General features: G+C 71.5%; 14 protein-coding genes, 2 rRNA genes and 1 riboswitch. Of the genes, 13 read left to right on the top strand and 3 right to left on the bottom strand.

The annotated features are described in order from the left end of the window. The 12 genes from ABD361_RS04120 to ABD361_RS04175 form a co-directional block, all read left to right on the top strand. Positions 1-106 (top strand): 23S ribosomal RNA (locus ABD361_RS04120); the annotation flags it as partial. 96 nt (positions 107-202) lie between these two features. Further along, positions 203-319 (top strand): 5S ribosomal RNA (rrf, locus tag ABD361_RS04125). A gap of 157 nt (positions 320-476) precedes the next feature. Further along, positions 477-1,067 carry a cardiolipin synthase ClsA gene (gene clsA, locus ABD361_RS04130; RefSeq protein WP_344433289.1) on the top strand — a complete coding sequence of 197 codons (591 nt, stop codon included), beginning with the start codon at positions 477-479 and terminating at the stop codon, positions 1,065-1,067. An 88-nt stretch (positions 1,068-1,155) separates the two neighbouring features. Further along, on the top strand, positions 1,156-3,651 hold the full coding sequence (locus ABD361_RS04135; RefSeq protein WP_344433290.1) for a sugar phosphate nucleotidyltransferase: 2,496 nt from the start codon (positions 1,156-1,158) through the stop codon (positions 3,649-3,651). Positions 3,652-3,741: 90 nt separating this feature from the next. Continuing rightward, positions 3,742-4,632: a DUF881 domain-containing protein gene (locus ABD361_RS04140; RefSeq protein ID WP_344433291.1), complete on the top strand. Its 891-nt coding sequence runs from the start codon at positions 3,742-3,744 to the stop codon at positions 4,630-4,632. Next, positions 4,629-4,961: a small basic family protein gene (locus ABD361_RS04145; protein WP_071964751.1), complete on the top strand. Its 333-nt coding sequence runs from the start codon at positions 4,629-4,631 to the stop codon at positions 4,959-4,961. The genes ABD361_RS04140 and ABD361_RS04145 overlap by 4 nt, the downstream gene beginning before the upstream one ends. 9 nt (positions 4,962-4,970) lie before the next feature. After that, positions 4,971-5,888, top strand: a complete 918-nt coding sequence (locus ABD361_RS04150; protein ID WP_344433293.1) for a DUF881 domain-containing protein — start codon at positions 4,971-4,973, stop codon at positions 5,886-5,888. 130 nt (positions 5,889-6,018) lie between these two features. Continuing rightward, positions 6,019-6,864, top strand: coding sequence for an FHA domain-containing protein (locus ABD361_RS04155; RefSeq protein ID WP_344433294.1), 846 nt, complete (start codon positions 6,019-6,021; stop codon positions 6,862-6,864). Between the two features lie 35 nt (positions 6,865-6,899). After that, a complete protein-coding gene (gene ftsR, locus ABD361_RS04160) occupies positions 6,900-7,688 on the top strand; it encodes a transcriptional regulator FtsR (protein WP_344433295.1) in 789 nt (262 codons plus the stop codon). Positions 7,689-7,739: 51 nt separating this feature from the next. After that, positions 7,740-8,213, top strand: a complete 474-nt coding sequence (locus ABD361_RS04165; protein WP_344433296.1) for a bifunctional nuclease family protein — start codon at positions 7,740-7,742, stop codon at positions 8,211-8,213. A gap of 177 nt (positions 8,214-8,390) precedes the next feature. Then, entirely contained in the window at positions 8,391-9,032 is a 642-nt protein-coding gene (locus ABD361_RS04170) for a MerR family transcriptional regulator (RefSeq protein WP_344433297.1), read from the top strand. A 110-nt stretch (positions 9,033-9,142) separates the two neighbouring features. Beyond that, positions 9,143-10,516: a DNA polymerase IV gene (locus ABD361_RS04175; RefSeq protein WP_344433298.1), complete on the top strand. Its 1,374-nt coding sequence runs from the start codon at positions 9,143-9,145 to the stop codon at positions 10,514-10,516. Between the two features lie 179 nt (positions 10,517-10,695). On the opposite strand, the gene ABD361_RS04180 is transcribed toward ABD361_RS04175, so the two are convergent. Continuing rightward, complete coding sequence (locus ABD361_RS04180) at positions 10,696-11,088, bottom strand: PRC-barrel domain-containing protein (protein ID WP_344433299.1); 393 nt, start codon at positions 11,086-11,088, stop codon at positions 10,696-10,698. 113 nt (positions 11,089-11,201) lie between these two features. Then, a riboswitch (glycine riboswitch) is annotated at positions 11,202-11,301 on the top strand. Positions 11,302-11,489: 188 nt separating this feature from the next. Between ABD361_RS04180 and gcvP the strand changes: the two genes are divergently transcribed. Next, entirely contained in the window at positions 11,490-14,375 is a 2,886-nt protein-coding gene (gene gcvP / locus ABD361_RS04185) for an aminomethyl-transferring glycine dehydrogenase (protein WP_344433300.1), read from the top strand. Positions 14,376-14,460: 85 nt separating this feature from the next. Here the strand turns inward: gcvP and ABD361_RS04190 are convergent, their stop codons facing one another. Together ABD361_RS04190 and ABD361_RS04195 are read right to left on the bottom strand one after the other, a co-directional pair. Then, the gene (locus ABD361_RS04190; RefSeq protein ID WP_344433301.1) at positions 14,461-14,658 is read right to left on the bottom strand and encodes a DUF5999 family protein; all 198 of its coding nucleotides are present in this window, start codon (positions 14,656-14,658) and stop codon (positions 14,461-14,463) included. 317 nt (positions 14,659-14,975) lie between these two features. Further along, positions 14,976-15,563: a hypothetical protein gene (locus ABD361_RS04195; RefSeq protein WP_344433661.1), complete on the bottom strand. Its 588-nt coding sequence runs from the start codon at positions 15,561-15,563 to the stop codon at positions 14,976-14,978. Positions 15,564-15,916: the final 353 nt, after the last annotated feature.

Genomic DNA, 15,916 nt, shown 5'->3' on the forward strand with positions numbered 1-15,916 from the left:
CTTGATGGGGTAAGGCTCCCAGTAGACGACTGGGTTGATAGGCCAGATATGGAAGCCGGGTAACCGGTGGAGTTGACTGGTACTAATAGGCCGAGGGCTTGTCCATAGTTGCTCGCGTCCACTGTGTTGGTTCTGAAACCACGAACAACCAACACACACCCACCCGGTGTGGGGTGTGTTTCGGTTGATAGTTTCATAGTGTTTCGGTGGTCATAGCGTTAGGGAAACGCCCGGTTACATTCCGAACCCGGAAGCTAAGCCTTTCAGCGCCGATGGTACTGCAGGGGGGACCCTGTGGGAGAGTAGGACGCCGCCGAACTCCTTTTGTGAGAAGCCCCGTTGGGAACATGGTTCCCAACGGGGCTTCTCTGCGTTTATCGCCTGCCCTTCCACCCCTCCGTCCGGAGGCCGGACGTCTGGGGGTAAAGTCGTGGGACATCACATCGTTGGTACATATCCCCACAGGAGGCCCCCGGGTGGAGGTACAGGAGACGCGCGTGCAGACCGACCGCGTCCTCACCATCCCGAACATCCTCAGCATGGCGCGTCTGGTCGGCGTTCCGCTCTTCCTGTGGCTGATTCTCACGAAGCACGACGGCTGGGCGCTGCTCGTGCTGGCGCTCAGCGGCGTCAGTGACTACCTGGACGGAAAGCTCGCCCGGCGCTGGAACCAGATCAGCAGCCTCGGCCGGCTGCTCGACCCGGCCGCCGACCGGCTCTACGTGCTCTCCACCCTCTTCGGTCTGACGTGGCGTGAGATCCTTCCGCTCTGGCTGACCGTGGCGCTGCTGGCGCGGGAAGCGATGCTGCTGGTCATGGTGGGGATCCTCCGGCGCCACGGCTATCCGCCGCCGCAGGTGAACTTCCTGGGCAAGGCAGCGACCTTCAACCTGATGTATGCCTTCCCGTTGCTGCTTCTCAGTGACGGTTCGGGCTGGGTGGCGTCGCTCGCCGCGATTTTCGGATGGGCGTTCGCCGGATGGGGTACAACCCTCTATTGGTGGGCAGGGATCCTCTACGTGGTGCAGGTCCGCCGACTGGTCAGGGCGGACGCCACGGCCGACTGATTGCGCCGCCCCCAGGCGGCCCCCGCCCCGAGCCTTACCGGGCGTGAAGTCGGCATGACCGTCGTCTCGCAAGGAGGACGCTTCCGACATGAAGGCCGTCGTGATGGCCGGCGGTGAAGGCACCCGCCTTCGCCCGATGACCTCGAGCATGCCCAAGCCGCTCCTGCCGGTGGCCAACCGGCCGATCATGGAGCACGTGCTCCGTCTGCTCAAACGGCACGGGCTGACCGAGACCGTGGTGACCGTGCAGTTCCTCGCCTCACTGGTGCGCAATTACTTCGGTGACGGCGAAGAGCTGGGCATGGAGCTCACCTATGCCAACGAGGAGAAGCCCCTCGGCACGGCGGGCAGCGTCAAGAACGCGGAGGAGGCGCTCAAGGACGACGCCTTCCTCGTCATCTCCGGTGACGCCCTCACCGATTTCGACCTGACGGACCTGATCCGGTTCCACAAGGAAAAGGGCGCGCTGGTGACGGTGTGCCTGACGCGGGTGCCCAATCCGCTGGAGTTCGGCATCACCATCGTCGACGAGGCGGGCCGGGTCGAGCGCTTCCTGGAGAAGCCGACCTGGGGCCAGGTCTTCTCCGACACCGTCAACACCGGCATCTATGTCATGGAGCCGGAGGTCTTCGACTACGTCCAGCCCGATGTCCCGGTGGACTGGTCGGGCGACGTCTTTCCGAAGCTCATGAAGGAAGGCAAGCCCATCTACGGCTATGTCGCCGAGGGCTACTGGGAGGACGTCGGCACGCACGAGAGCTATGTCAAGGCGCAGGCCGATGTGCTCGAAGGGAAGGTCGACGTCGACCTCGACGGCTTCGAGATCTCGCCGGGCGTGTGGGTGGCGGAAGGCGCCGACGTGCATCCGGACGCCGTGCTGCGCGGGCCGCTGTACATCGGTGACTACGCGAAGGTGGAAGCCGGCGCCGAAATTCGCGAGCACACGGTGGTCGGCTCGAACGTCGTGGTGAAGTCCGGGGCATTCCTGCACAGGGCCGTGGTGCACGACAACGTGTACGTCGGGCAGCAGAGCAATCTGCGCGGCTGTGTCGTCGGAAAGAACACCGACATCATGCGCGCGGCCCGGATCGAGGACGGCGCCGTCATCGGCGACGAGTGCCTCATCGGTGAGGAATCGATTATCCAGGGCAACGTCCGCGTCTATCCCTTCAAGACCATCGAGGCGGGCGCCTTCGTCAACACCTCGGTGATCTGGGAGTCGCGCGGGCAGGCCCATCTCTTCGGCGCCCGGGGCGTCTCCGGCATCCTGAACGTGGAGATCACCCCGGAGGTCGCGGTGCGGCTGGCGGGTGCGTACGCCACGACGCTGAAGAAGGGCGCGACCGTCACCACGGCCCGTGACCACTCCCGGGGCGCGCGGGCGCTGAAGCGCGCGGTGATCTCCGCCCTGCAGGCCAGCGCCATCGACGTACGGGACCTGGAGAACGTGCCGTTGCCGGTGGCCCGGCAGCAGACGGCGCGGGGCAGCGCGGGCGGCATCATGATCCGTACGTCGCCGGGCGTGCCGGACTCGGTGGACATCATGTTCCTCGACGAGCGGGGGGCGGACCTGTCGCAGGCCGGCCAGCGCAAGCTGGACCGGGTCTACGCGCGCCAGGAGTACCGCAGGGCCTTCCCCGGGGAGATCGGCGACCTGTCCTTCCCCTCCAGCGTCTACGACTCCTACACCGGTTCGCTGCTGCGGTCGGTCGACACCACCGGGGTCGCCGAGGCGGGCCTGAAGGTGGTCGTGGACGCCTCCAACGGCAGCGCCGGTCTCGTTCTGCCGAGCCTGCTGGGCCGGCTCGGCGTGGACGCGCTGACCATCAATCCGGGTCTGGACGAGGCACGTCCGACGGAGACCGCGGACGCCCGGCGGTCCGGGCTGGTGCGGCTGGGGGAGATGGTGGCCTCGGCGCGGGCGGCGTTCGGCGTGCGCTTCGACCCGGTGGGCGAGCGGATCTCGCTGGTGGACGAGCGCGGGCGCATCGTGGAGGACGACCGAGCGCTGCTGGTGCTGCTGGACCTGGTCGCCGCCGAGCGGCGCAGCGGCCGGGTCGCGCTGCCGGTGACCACGACCCGTATCGCCGAGCAGGTGGCGGCGTACCACGGCACGCAGGTGGCGTGGACGACGACGTCGCCGGACGACCTGACGAGGGTCGGCCGGCAGGAGTCGACGATCTTCGGCGGTGACGGGCGCGGCGGCTTCATCGTGCCGGAGTTCAGCAGTGTCTTCGACGGTACTGCCGCCTTCGTCCGCCTGATCGGCCTGGTGGCCCGTACGCAGCTCACGCTCAGCCAGATAGACGCGCGCATCCCGCGGGCGCACGTCCTGCGGCGTGACCTGGCCACGCCGTGGGCCGTCAAGGGCCTGGTGATGCGGCGCGTGGTGGAGGCCGCCGGGGACCGCTCGGTGGACACCACGGACGGCGTGCGGGTGGTGGAGGCGGACGGGCGCTGGATCATGGTGCTGCCCGATCCGGCCGAGGCCGTGACCCACCTGTGGGCGGAGGGCCCCGACGACGCCTCCGCGCAGGCCCTGCTCGACGAGTGGTCGGCGGTGGTGGAGAGCGCCGGGCGCTGACGCCACGGCGACCTTCCGGGCGCCGTCTCCCGGGTTCCTGTCCGGCACGCCGGTGGGGCCATTGGGAGACGGCGCCCCCGACGTGCGACGATGTGCGGCATGTCGCAGCAGCCCCCCGTTCGGAGCACCTCGTCGCCGCCTCCGCGTCCCGACGCTTCCATGTCGCTGCTGACCAATGTGACGGACCACGCGCTGGACGACGGCTACGCCGAGGCGGCGGCCCGCCGGTCGGCGGGCGGCACGGGCCTGCCGGGCCGGCTGCGCGCCAGGCTGGGGCTGGCTGCGGCCCTGCTGCTGTCCGCCGCCGTGGTCACCCTGGGGGCGGTGCAGGCGCAGATATCGGCACCGACGCTCGCCAAGGAACGCGAGCAGCTCATCAACCGCATCCAGAGCGAGACGGCGGCCGCCGACAAGCTCCAGGAGAGCGTGGACGCGCTGCGCGACTCGGTGGGCAGCACGCAGCGCGAGGCGCTGCGGAAACAGGGCGGGGACCGGGCCGAGTTGGTCTCGCTGCTGGCCGGTGCCACGCCCGTGCAGGGTCCCGGGGTCAAGATCGTGGTCGACGACGCCAAGCAGGCCCGCACCAGTGGGGGCGGGCCGCGGGAGAGCAGCGGGTTCTCCGACACGGGCCGGGTGCGCGACCGTGACATGCAGCGGGTCGTCAACGGGCTGTGGCAGTCGGGGGCGGAGGCCATCGCCGTCAACGGCCAGCGGCTGACCTCGTTGTCGGCGATCAGGGCGGCGGGTGACGCCATACTGGTCGACAACAAACCGCTGGCGCCGCCGTACACGGTGCTGGCGGTCGGGGACGGTCAGCGGCTGAGCACCGCTTTCCAGGACAGTGCCGACGGACAGTACCTGCACGTGCTGCAGCAGAACTACGGGGTCCGCGCGAGCATTTCCGCCCAGGACGAGGTCCGGCTGCCGGCCGCCCCGAGTCTGATCGTACGAACCGCAAAGCCAGGGAAGGGCACATCGTGATCGCCGTATTGGGCCTCATCGTGGGAGTCGTGGTCGGGCTCGTCGTCCGTCCCGTGGTGCCGACGGCGGTCGAGCCCTACCTGCCCATCGCCGTGGTGGCGGCGCTGGACGCGGTGTTCGGCGGCCTGCGGGCGATGCTCGACGGGATCTTCGACGACAAGGTCTTCGTGGTGTCGTTCCTGTCCAACGTCGTGGTGGCGGCGCTGATCGTGTTCCTGGGCGACAAGCTCGGCGTGGGCGCGCAGTTGTCCACCGGCGTCGTGGTCGTCCTCGGCATTCGCATCTTCTCCAACGCCGCCGCCATCCGGCGGCACATCTTCCGGGCGTGAGGCACACCCATGAGCACTGAGGACACGCCGGACAAGCCGGAGAAGGAAGAAAAGCCCGGCAAGCCGGAAATGCCGGAGGGGCCCGAAAGGCCGCAGGAGCCGGCCGCGCCGAAGGCGGAGCCCGGACCGGAGCCCGAGGCGGGGGCGGACGCGGAGCCGGAGCCGGAGTCCGTACCGCCCGCGGAAGAGACCGGACGGCCCGCGCCGTTGACGGGGCGTCAACGGTTGCTGAACGGACTGTGGCCGCCGCGGTTGACGCGGGCCCAGCTGACCGTGGCACTGCTGCTGTGCGTGCTCGGGCTCGGCCTGGCCATCCAGGTGCGCACCACCAGCGACACCAGCGCCCTGCGCGGGGCCCGGCAGGAGGACCTCGTACGCATCCTGGACGAGCTGGACAACCGCACCAAGCGGCTGGACGACGAGAAGCGGCGGCTGGAGAACCAGAAGGCGCAGCTGGAGAGCAGCTCGAACCAGGCGGCCGAGGCGCGCAAGCAGACCGAGCAGAAGGAGGAGCAGCTCGGGGTGCTGGCGGGCACGGTGCCGGCCGAGGGGCCGGGCATCGAACTCACGGTGAGCGACCCCAAGGGCGCCGTGGAGGCCGACAAGCTGCTGGACGCCATCCAGGAGTTGAGGGCGGCCGGCGCCGAGGCGATCCAGATCAACGACGTGCGCATCGTGGCGGACACGTACTTCTCCGGTTCCGCGGGGAAGGTGGAGATCGATGGCAAGAAGGTCTCGCAGCCCTATAAGTTCAAGGTCATCGGCAAGCCCCAGGACCTCGAGCCGGCGCTGAACATCCCTGGTGGGGTGGTGCAGACTCTGGAGAAGGAGCAGGCCGTCGTGACCGTCTCCCGGTCTGAGAAGATCGTTGTGGACGCCTTGCGCCCGGCGAAGCGGCCTGACTACGCTCGGTCGTCATCGCAGTGAGGCGGGCGTTTCGACGGGGCCCGTGGGAGGGGCGGAAGGTTGCGGGGGGTCGGCGCACCGGGCTCGGTGCGCGTGGTGGAAACTGTCTGGTGACCGCGGACGTTGTTCGGATGTCCAGGTCGGACGGTGTGTGCAGCAAGGGTTCGTCCTGCCCCACGGGCGGGTCTGTTTCGGTCAAGGGGAATCGCCCGTGAAGTTGTTTGCGAAGTTGTTCGGCAAGAGCGCACGCCAGGAGGGCGGCACCGCCCGGCATCGCGCGGGGCGTCCCGCGGACGCCGGTGAGGGGGCCCAGGAGGGTCGCCCGCTGTTCCGGGACCAGGACGTCCCGGGGGCGCACGGAAGTGACATTCCGGGCGGTCCGGGCGCGTCCTCTGTTGACCCTGCCCAGGCGGGGCGCATAGGTTTCGGGGCACCAGCGACCTCAAGTGCGGGTGGAGGGTTTGCCTTGCCGGTATGTACGAGGTGTGGCCACCGGAACGCCGAGGCCAGTCGGTTCTGCTCCAACTGCGGTGCGCCGCTGCGGCCCGGTGCCGTGGCCGAGCGGGCCTCGGAGACGACCTCGACCATCTCCATCTCCGGTCTGGAGGCGTACGACTCGGAGACCACCGGCCAGACGCCGATCCCGGCCCTCTCGCCCGAGGCCCAGGCCGCGGTCGAGGCGCTGCCGATGGGCTCGGCGCTGCTGGTGGTGCGCCGCGGGCCGAACTCGGGCAGCCGCTTCCTGCTGGACGCCGACGTCACCACCGCCGGCCGGCACCCGCAGAGCGACATCTTCCTCGACGACGTCACCGTCTCCCGCCGGCACGTGGAGTTCCGCCGGCAGCCGGACGGCGGCTTCACCGTCACCGACGTCGGCAGCCTCAACGGCACGTACGTCAACCGTGAGCAGATCGAGTCCGTTCAGCTGTCGAACGGCGACGAGGTGCAGATCGGCAAGTACCGGCTGGTCTTCTTCGGCAGCCAGCGGGGCTACTGACAGCGGGCAGCGGACGACCCGCGAGGGGAAGGGCCATGCTGCGAACACCGTCGGGTGGCACCGGTTCGGCCGGTGCCACCGGTGCGGAGGGCCGGCTGGTGAGCATCGGCACGGTGCTCAACCTGCTGCGCGAGGAGTTCCCCGAGGTCACCATCTCCAAGATCCGTTTCCTGGAGGCGGAGGGCCTGGTGGAGCCGCAGCGCACCCCCTCGGGCTATCGCAAGTTCAGCACGCAGGACGTGGAGCGCCTCGCCCTCGTGCTGCGCATGCAGCGTGATCACTACCTGCCCCTGAAGGTCATCCGGGAGCACCTGGAGGCCCTGGCCCGCGGCGAGCGGGTCCAGCTGCCCGCCCCCGCCCAGCCGCGCGACGCGCTGGACCTCGCCGGCGACCCGGAGCCCGGTGAGGCCGCCGTCGCCGGTGCGGCGGGCCCGGGGGGCCCACAGGGCGCTCCCGCCGCCAGGATCGGCCGTGGGGAGCTGCTGGCGGGCGCCGGGGTCACCGAGGCCGAGCTCGTCGAGTGGGAGTCCTACGGGCTGCTGGTGCCCCACCCGGACGGCGGATTCGACGCCGACGCCGTCACCATCGCCAAGCTCGTCGCCGACCTGGGCCGCTACGGACTGGAGCCGAGGCACCTGCGGTCGGTGAAGGCCGCCGCCGACCGCGAGGCGGGCCTGGTCGAACAGGTGGTCGCACCCCTGCGCAGGCACCGCAATCCCCAGACCAGGGCGCACGCCGAGGCCACGGCCCGGGAGCTGGCCGCCCTGTCCGTACGGCTGCACGCCGCCCTCGTACGGGCCGCACTGCAGCCCAGGAGCCGGTGACGGCGGGTGCCCGACTACCCAAACCTGCCGACCACGGCCTAGGGTTGCTGTGTGAACGAGCTCGATGTCGTGGGTGTCCGGGTGGAAATGCCCTCAAACCAGCCGATCGTGCTCCTGCGGGAAGTGGGCGGCGACCGGTACCTGCCGATCTGGATCGGCCCCGGCGAGGCGACCGCCATCGCCTTCGCCCAGCAGGGCATGACGCCGGCCCGGCCGCTGACCCATGACCTCTTCAAGGACGTCCTGGACGCGGTGGGGCAGCAGCTCGCCGAGGTCCGCATCACCGACCTGCGCGAAGGCGTGTTCTACGCGGAGCTGGTCTTCGCCAGCGGGGTGGAGGTCAGCGCCCGGCCGTCCGACGCCATAGCGCTGGCCCTGCGCACCGGAACGCCGATCTACGGCAGCGACGGGGTGCTGGACGACGCGGGAATCGCCATCCCGGACGAGCAGGAGGACGAGGTGGAGAAGTTCCGCGAGTTCCTCGACCAGATCTCGCCCGAGGACTTCGGCAGCAGCAACCAGTAGGCGTCGCCGGGGCGCAGCACCTGGGCGGATTGCCGCATTCGAGCAGTTTTCCCGCTGCCCGGACACGTGAAACCACTCTCAAGGTGATTATCACTCGGCGTGCCGAGTGTGGCGATCGTTGACGCACCCCGGGCGACTGCCTACCGTCGAGAAGGCAGGTCAAGGACGGAGGTCGGCGTGAGAAGCACGGGCGACGGTACGGCGGTCGGCGGTCCGTATCCGCTGCATGGGGGAACGGTCGAACCAGTGCCCCGCTATTCAGCCACGACAGCGGTCACCACCCCGCGGGGGAGCGACACCGGCTCCAGTACCTCCCGCGGCACCGACGACATCGGATACCGCGGGCCCACGGCGTGCGCCGCCGCGGGCATCACTTATCGCCAGCTGGACTACTGGGCGCGCACCGGGCTCGTCGAGCCCAGCGTGCGGCCCGCGTACGGCTCGGGCAGCCAGCGGCTCTACAGCTTCCGGGACGTCGTCGTCCTGAAGATCGTCAAACGGCTCCTGGACACCGGGGTCTCGCTGCAGAACATCCGCACCGCGGTGCAGCACCTGCGCGAGCGCGGCGTGGCCGACCTGGCGCAGGTGACGCTCATGAGCGACGGCGCCACGGTCTACGAGTGCACCTCGCCCGACGAGGTCGTCGACCTCCTCCAGGGCGGTCAGGGCGTCTTCGGCATCGCCGTCGGCGTCGTCTGGCGCGACGTGGAGAACGCGCTGGCCCAGCTGCACGGGGAGCGCGTGGACACCGGCGAGACCCTCGTCGGCCACCACCCCGGCGACGAGCTGGCCCGGCGCCGCAGCAACCGGGCGGGCTGAGCAGGCAGGCAGGCCCCGCGCACCGGCCCCCGGCGGAGGAGGACCCTCCGCCGGGGGCCGCGGCGTGCGCGGATCACCATTGTCAGTGGCATGCGGCAGCATCTACTCCTGTGAGGGGTGCGCCGACGATCCTGCATCTGGACATGGATGCCTTCTACGCCTCGGTGGAGCAGGCATCCAAACCCAGCCTGCGCGGAAAGCCGGTGGTCGTGGGCGGCATCGGGCCGCGCGGCGTCGTGGCCACCGCCTCCTACGAGGCGCGGGTCTTCGGCGTCCGCTCCGCCATGGCCACCGCCCAGGCACGCCGGCTCTGTCCCAACGCCGCCTACCTCACCCCGCGCTTCGGCCTCTACCAGGAGGTCAGCCGCACGGTCATGCGGCTGCTGGGCGAGCTGTCGCCGCTGGTCGAGCCGCTCAGCCTGGACGAGGCGTTCGTCGACCTGGAGGCCGGCGGCACCGAGCCGACGGCGGACGCAGCACGCCGCGTGGGCGAGCGGCTGCGGCGCGACATCCGGGCCGCCACCGGCCTGACCGGCTCCGTCGGGCTCGCCGGCTCCAAGATGCTCGCCAAGATCGCCTCGGAGGAGGCCAAGCCGGACGGGCTCGTGCTCATCGCACCCGGCACCGAGCTGGAGGTCCTCGGGCCCATGTCGGTGCGAGCCATTCCCGGCGTCGGGCCCGCCACTGCCGAAACGTTGCGGCGCGCCGGGATCACCACTGTCGCGGAGACCGCCGAAGCGGGCGAGGCCGAGCTCGTCCGCCTCCTGGGCAAGGCCCACGGCGCCGGCCTGTACGCCCTGGCCACCGGCCACGACGACCGGCCCGTCGTCGCCGAGCGCGACGCGAAATCGGTCTCCGTGGAGGACACCTTCGCCGAGGACCTCACCGACCGCACCCGCGTCCAGTACGAGCTCGCCCGCCTCGCCGAGCGGTGCGTGCAGCGGCTGCGCGCTGCCGGGCGCTCCGGGCGCACGGTCGTCATCAAGGTCCGCAGCTACGACTTCTCCACGCTGACCCGCTCCGAGACCCTGCGCGGCCCGACGGACGACGTGGCCGTCGTGCGCGAGGCGGCGGCCCGGCTGCTCGACGGGGTCGACACCACGGCCGGCGTGCGCCTGCTCGGCGTCGGCGTCTCCGGGCTCGCCGACTACACGCAGGAGGACCTCTTCGCCCAGGCCGCGAGCGCCGCGCGGACGGCGCCGGAGACCCCCGCGGAGGCCGCGCCGCCCCCACCGGCGGAGGCGCCGCCGGCTCCGAGGCGCTGGTCGCCCGGCGTGGACGTGCACCACGCCGAGTACGGCCCCGGCTGGGTCCAGGGAAGCGGCCTGGGCCGCGTCACGGTCCGCTTCGAGACCCCCTGGTCCGCCCCCGGCCGGGTCCGCACGCTCAGTGTGGACGACCCCGCGCTGGAACCGGCCGAACCGCTTCCGCTGATCCCGCCCGCGCCGGACGCGCCCGAGGCCGGGGGGCCGGCGGCGGCCTAGCGCCCCGTAGGGGCGCGGGGAACTGCGCGACCAGCCACGACGTGCCCGCAGACGGAGTTGCCGTGCTGCGCCCGGCCCCCCGGGGTGGCGCGTTGGCTGCGGGCCGTCGGTGGCCGATCGCGCAGTTCCCCGCGCCCCTACGGGGCGCCGTGGTGCGGCGAGGAAGCCGGCGCCCAGGTCTACGGGGCCGTGGGCGAGCCGTTGGCCGGGGGGCCGGTGTCGGCGGGGCCCGGCCCCCGTCCGGGCTCCGGCCCCGGCTGAGGTAGGGGCAGGCCGTAGTGGCGGTAGAGCTGGAGCTCCTGTTGGGGCGACAGGTGGCGGCCCACGCCGAAGCCCGGCGACTGGCGGATCAGGGCGCGGTCGAAGGGGACGCGCAGGCCTTCCTCCTCGACCGAGCTGACTTCCAGGGGGACGAACGCGTCGCGGCCGAAGAAGCCCGTGCGCACCGCCGCCCACTCCGGTGCGCCGGTCACGTCGTCGAGGTACACCTCGTCGACGGTCCCGATGCGCGTGCCGGCCCGGTCGAAGGCCTTGCGGCCGATCAGGCTCCTGGGGTCGATGTCGGTCTGCACGGTTCCTCCCTGGCGTTCCACGGCCCCCAGACCCACGAAAAGCCACAAAGCAGGAACGGGCCACTCGGGAGATCCGCCCGGAAAGGCGCGCTGGTAGGCTGACGATTGGCCGCAGAACCCGTGCGGGAGAGTCCTCCGTCGCGAGCCGGCGGGGGCGCCGAAGGAGCAACTCCTCCCCGGAATCTCTCAGGCACCCGGTACCGCACGGAAGAGGTCACTCTGGAAAGCAGGGCGGGCCCAGGTCAGGCACCACGCCGAAGCCCCTCCTCACCGACGGTGAAAGCCGGTCCGTGTCCGCGGCCCGGTGAAGCTCTCAGGTTGAGATGACAGAGGGGGAGGCCGTCCGGGTACCCGCGCCGTGGTACCCCTCGCAGGTCGCAGTGACCAGGAGGCCTCCGCAGATGACAGCCCACCGCAGCTCCCTTTCCGACCTGGAGCGGAGCACCCCCTTCGAGCGCCGGCACATAGGGCCGGACGCCGAGGCCCAGGCCAAGATGCTCGCCCAGGTCGGCTACGGCTCCCTCGACGAGCTGACCGCCGCCGCCGTACCGGAAGTGATCAAGAGCGCCGGGGCGCTCGCGCTGCCCGCCGCCCGCAGCGAGGCGGAGGTGCTCGCCGAGCTGCGCGAGCTCGCCGGGCGCAACCAGGTCCTGGCGCCGATGATCGGCCTGGGCTACTACGGCACGTTCACCCCGCCGGTGATCCTTCGCAACGTCATGGAGAACCCCGCCTGGTACACGGCGTACACGCCGTACCAGCCGGAGATCTCGCAGGGCCGCCTGGAGGCGCTGCTCAACTTCCAGACCGTCGTCGCCGATCTGACGGGGCTGCCGACCTCCGGCGCCTCGCTCCTGGACGAGGGCACGGCCGCCGCCGAGGCCATGTCGCTGTCCCGGCGCGTGGGCAAGGTGAAGAACGGCGTCTACCTGGTCGACGCCGACACCCTCCCGCAGACGATCGCCGTCATCGAGACCCGCGCCGAGCCCACCGGCGTGGAGGTCGTGGTCGCCGACCTGTCGGCCGGCATCCCCGAGGAGATCGCCGAGCGCGGCGTCTTCGGCGTGCTGCTGCAGTACCCCGGCGCCTCCGGTGCCGTGCGCGACCTGCGCCCCGTCATCGAGCGGGCCCACGAGCTCGGCGCGATCGTCACCGTCGCCGCCGACCTGCTCGCCCTGACCCTGCTCACCCCGCCCGGTGAGCTCGGCGCCGACATCGCCGTCGGCACCACCCAGCGCTTCGGCGTGCCGATGGGCTTCGGCGGCCCGCACGCCGGCTTCATGGCGGTGCGCGACGCCTACGCCCGCAGCCTGCCCGGCCGCCTGGTCGGCGTCTCCGTCGACGCCGACGGCGCCAAGGCCTACCGCCTGGCCCTGCAGACCCGCGAGCAGCACATCCGGCGCGAGAAGGCCACCAGCAACATCTGCACCGCCCAGGTGCTGCTCGCCGTGATGGCCGGCATGTACGCGGTCTACCACGGCCCCGAGGGCCTGGCCGCGATCGCCCGCCGCACCCACCGCTACGCCGCGATCCTCGCCGAGGGCCTGCGGGCCGGCGGCGTCGAGCTGGAGCACGGCGCGTACTTCGACACGCTCACCGCGAAGGTGCCCGGCCGGGCCGCGGCCGTCGTCGAAGCCGCCCGCGAGCGCGGCGTCAACCTGCGCCTGACGGACGCCGACCGGGTCGGCATCGCCTGCGACGAGACCACCACCCGCGAGCAGCTCGCCGCCGTGTGGGCCGCGTTCGGCGTCGACGCCGACGTCGAGCAGCTGGACGCGGTCGTGGCGGACGCCCTGCCCGAGGGCCTGCTGCGCACCGACGAGTACCTCGCGCACCCCGTCTTCCACCAGCACCGCTCCGAGACCGCGATGCTGCGCTACCTGCGCCGCCTCGCCGACCGGGACTACGCGCTGGACCGCGGCATGATCCCGCTGGGCTCGTGCACCATGAAGCTCAACGCGACCACCGAGATGGAGCCGGTCACCTGGCCGGAGTTCGGCGCGCTGCACCCCTTCGCGCCCGTCGAGCAGGCCGCGGGCTACCGCACCCTGATCACCGAGCTCGAGGAGCGCCTGGCCGAGGTCACCGGCTACGACAAGGTCTCCCTCCAGCCCAACGCCGGCTCCCAGGGCGAGCTCGCGGGCCTGCTGGCCGTGCGCGCCTACCACCGCGCCAACGGCGACACGCAGCGCACCGTCTGCCTCATCCCGTCCTCCGCGCACGGCACCAACGCCGCCAGCGCCGTGATGGCCGGCATGAAGGTCGTGGTCGTCAGGACCGCCGACGACGGCGAGATCGACGTCGAGGACCTGCGCGCCAAGATCGAGCAGTACCGCGACGAGCTCGCCGTGCTGATGATCACCTACCCGTCCACGCACGGCGTCTTCGAGGAGCACGTCGCCGACATCTGCGCCGCCGTCCACGACGCCGGCGGCCAGGTCTACGTCGACGGAGCCAACCTCAACGCCCTGGTGGGCCTGGCCAAGCCGGGCCGCTTCGGCGGCGACGTCTCGCACCTGAACCTGCACAAGACCTTCTGCATCCCGCACGGCGGCGGCGGCCCCGGCGTCGGCCCGGTGGCGGTGCGCGCCCACCTCGCCCCGTACCTGCCCAACCACCCGCTGCAGCCCACCGCCGGGCCCGAGACCGGTGTCGGCCCGATCTCGGCGGCGCCCTGGGGCTCCGCGGGCATCCTGCCGATCTCCTGGTCGTACGTGCGCCTGATGGGCGGCGAGGGCCTCAAGCGCGCCACCCAGGTCGCGGTGCTGGGCGCCAACTACATCGCCAAGCGCCTGGAGCCGCACTTCCCGGTGCTCTACACCGGCCCGGGCGGTCTGGTCGCCCACGAGTGCATCATCGACCTGCGGCCGCTGACCAAGGCGACGGGCGTGAGCGTCGACGACGTCGCCAAGCGCCTGATCGACTACGGCTTCCACGCGCCGACCATGTCGTTCCCGGTGGCCGGCACGCTGATGATCGAGCCGACCGAGAGCGAGGACCTGGCCGAACTCGACCGGTTCTGCGAGGCGATGATCGCCATCCGCGCCGAGATCGAGAAGGTCGGCTCGGGGGAGTGGGACAAGGACGACAACCCGCTGCGCAACGCCCCCCACACCGCGGCCTGCGTCGCCGGTGCGTGGGAGCACCCGTACAGCCGCGAGGAGGCCGTCTTCCCGGCCGGTGTCGTCGCCGCCGACAAGTACTGGCCGCCGGTGCGCCGCATCGACGGTGCCTACGGCGACCGCAACCTGGTGTGCTCCTGCCCGCCGCTTGAGGAGTACGACGGCTGACGGGGCCCCGCCCCCGTACGCCTCGGGGCCGGTCCGGCGCGTGTGCGCCGGGCCGGCCCCGGTCCCTTTCCCCCTGCCGCCGGCCTCAGGCGGCGGTCACCACGTCCAGGGCCCGGTGCGGGGCGATGATCTGCCCGTCCGGCAGCAGCTCACCGGTGTCCTCGAAGCAGAGGACGCCGTTGCACAGGAGGCTCCACCCCTGTTCCGGGTAGGCGGCCACCAGGTGGGCGGCCTCCCGGTCGGCGGAGTCGGCTGACGGGCACGTGGGCTGATGCGGGCACATGGGAGTGATCTTTCGCTCTGAGGTGGCTGTGCTGCGGCTCGATGCGGTTGTCATGCCGCCCCCCGTTTACATCGATCGGTCGGTTCCAGTGTTCCCCCACGGGCCGGATTCCGCAGGGATTTCCGGATGACGCTCCTCTCAGGATGATGACGCATCACCCGAGCGGGCGGTTGCTCCCAACAGGACTGCCCCATCGGGTGGTTCGGGCATGGTCATCGGGGGCTAGTCCGTGAGGGTGAGGGCGGCCGGGCGTGCCACGGCGCCCCGTCTCCCCGGCTCGCCGGGGTACGGGGCGCCGTGGCGGTCCGCGGCGTGCGTCAGGCGGTCGCCTTCAGGGACGCGGCGGGGGCCAGCCGCAGGGCGAGCACGGGCAGCAGATCGGCGGCCCGGTACGGCCGGTGCGGGGCGAAGCCCGGCGGCGCCGGGGCGAGCGGCACCAGCAGGTCGCCCGGGGCGAACAGCTCGGTCGCGGCGTCGGCCGCCGCGTCCGCGTGCAGCCACAGCGTGAGCATGTACAGCTCCGGTACGGACAGCAGCCGCGGCTGGTACGGCGCGGTCAGCTGGCCGGCCTGGCGCAGTGCCACTTCCGTGGCCGCCAGGTACGGCCCTTCGAAGAAGTGGGAGAACGACCAGCCGTCGGCGGTGACGACGGCCTCGCCGGCCGCCACCGTCCGTTCGCCGTCGGTGATCGGGAACCGCCAGCCGGTCAACCGGGTGCGCGGCGCCCCGCCGCGGGCCGCCGCCCGCACCAGGACGTGGACGGGCAGGGCGGGTTCGGCCGGGATCGGGGCACGGGCGGACCGCAGCGAAGGGGTGCGGGCCTCACGGACGGCGGCGGGGGACGCGAGGGCCGTGCTGACGCTGTGCAGGGCAGGCGCGGGGGCAGGGGGAACGTGCAGCGGCATGGTGGGTCGCCTCTCGCTCAAGGAGACAACGGTGAAGCTGCGGCAGGTGCGAACGACGCCGTCGGCGTTGCGGGTCGGAGGGGGCCGGACCGACTCCAGGGCGCGTGCTCTCCGCCTCTGAGCGGAGTTTATACGACACATGTTCACGCAGTGTTTCGGCTAGCTGTCGCGCGCATTTCCGGCAAGGGGAATTCAGGTCCCATTCACGGGGCGATTTCGGTGAATTTGTCGCCCGCGCCCAGCGGCTGACCTCGGCCTCGGCGCCCCGCGCGGTAGGCCGGAACCCGTCGGTCTTTATCACCAGCGCCCGCCGCAGCGGCCGGACGCAGCCGCCATGCCGACGGAATGTGCCG

Origin of the sequence: Streptomyces luteosporeus, assembly GCF_039532865.1 — a bacterium.
Taxonomy (GTDB): domain Bacteria; phylum Actinomycetota; class Actinomycetes; order Streptomycetales; family Streptomycetaceae; genus Streptomyces; species Streptomyces luteosporeus.

Coding starts and splice junctions, on each gene's coding strand:
- ABD361_RS04135 (WP_344433290.1), top strand. CDS start 1,156: ATGAAGGCCGTCGTGATGGCCGGCGGTGAAGGCACCCGCCTTCGCCCG.
- ABD361_RS04140 (WP_344433291.1), top strand. CDS start 3,742: ATGTGCGGCATGTCGCAGCAGCCCCCCGTTCGGAGCACCTCGTCGCCG.
- ABD361_RS04150 (WP_344433293.1), top strand. CDS start 4,971: ATGAGCACTGAGGACACGCCGGACAAGCCGGAGAAGGAAGAAAAGCCC.
- ftsR (WP_344433295.1), top strand. CDS start 6,900: ATGCTGCGAACACCGTCGGGTGGCACCGGTTCGGCCGGTGCCACCGGT.
- gcvP (WP_344433300.1), top strand. CDS start 11,490: ATGACAGCCCACCGCAGCTCCCTTTCCGACCTGGAGCGGAGCACCCCC.
- ABD361_RS04190 (WP_344433301.1), bottom strand. CDS start 14,658: ATGTGCCCGCATCAGCCCACGTGCCCGTCAGCCGACTCCGCCGACCGG.
- ABD361_RS04195 (WP_344433661.1), bottom strand. CDS start 15,563: ATGCCGCTGCACGTTCCCCCTGCCCCCGCGCCTGCCCTGCACAGCGTC.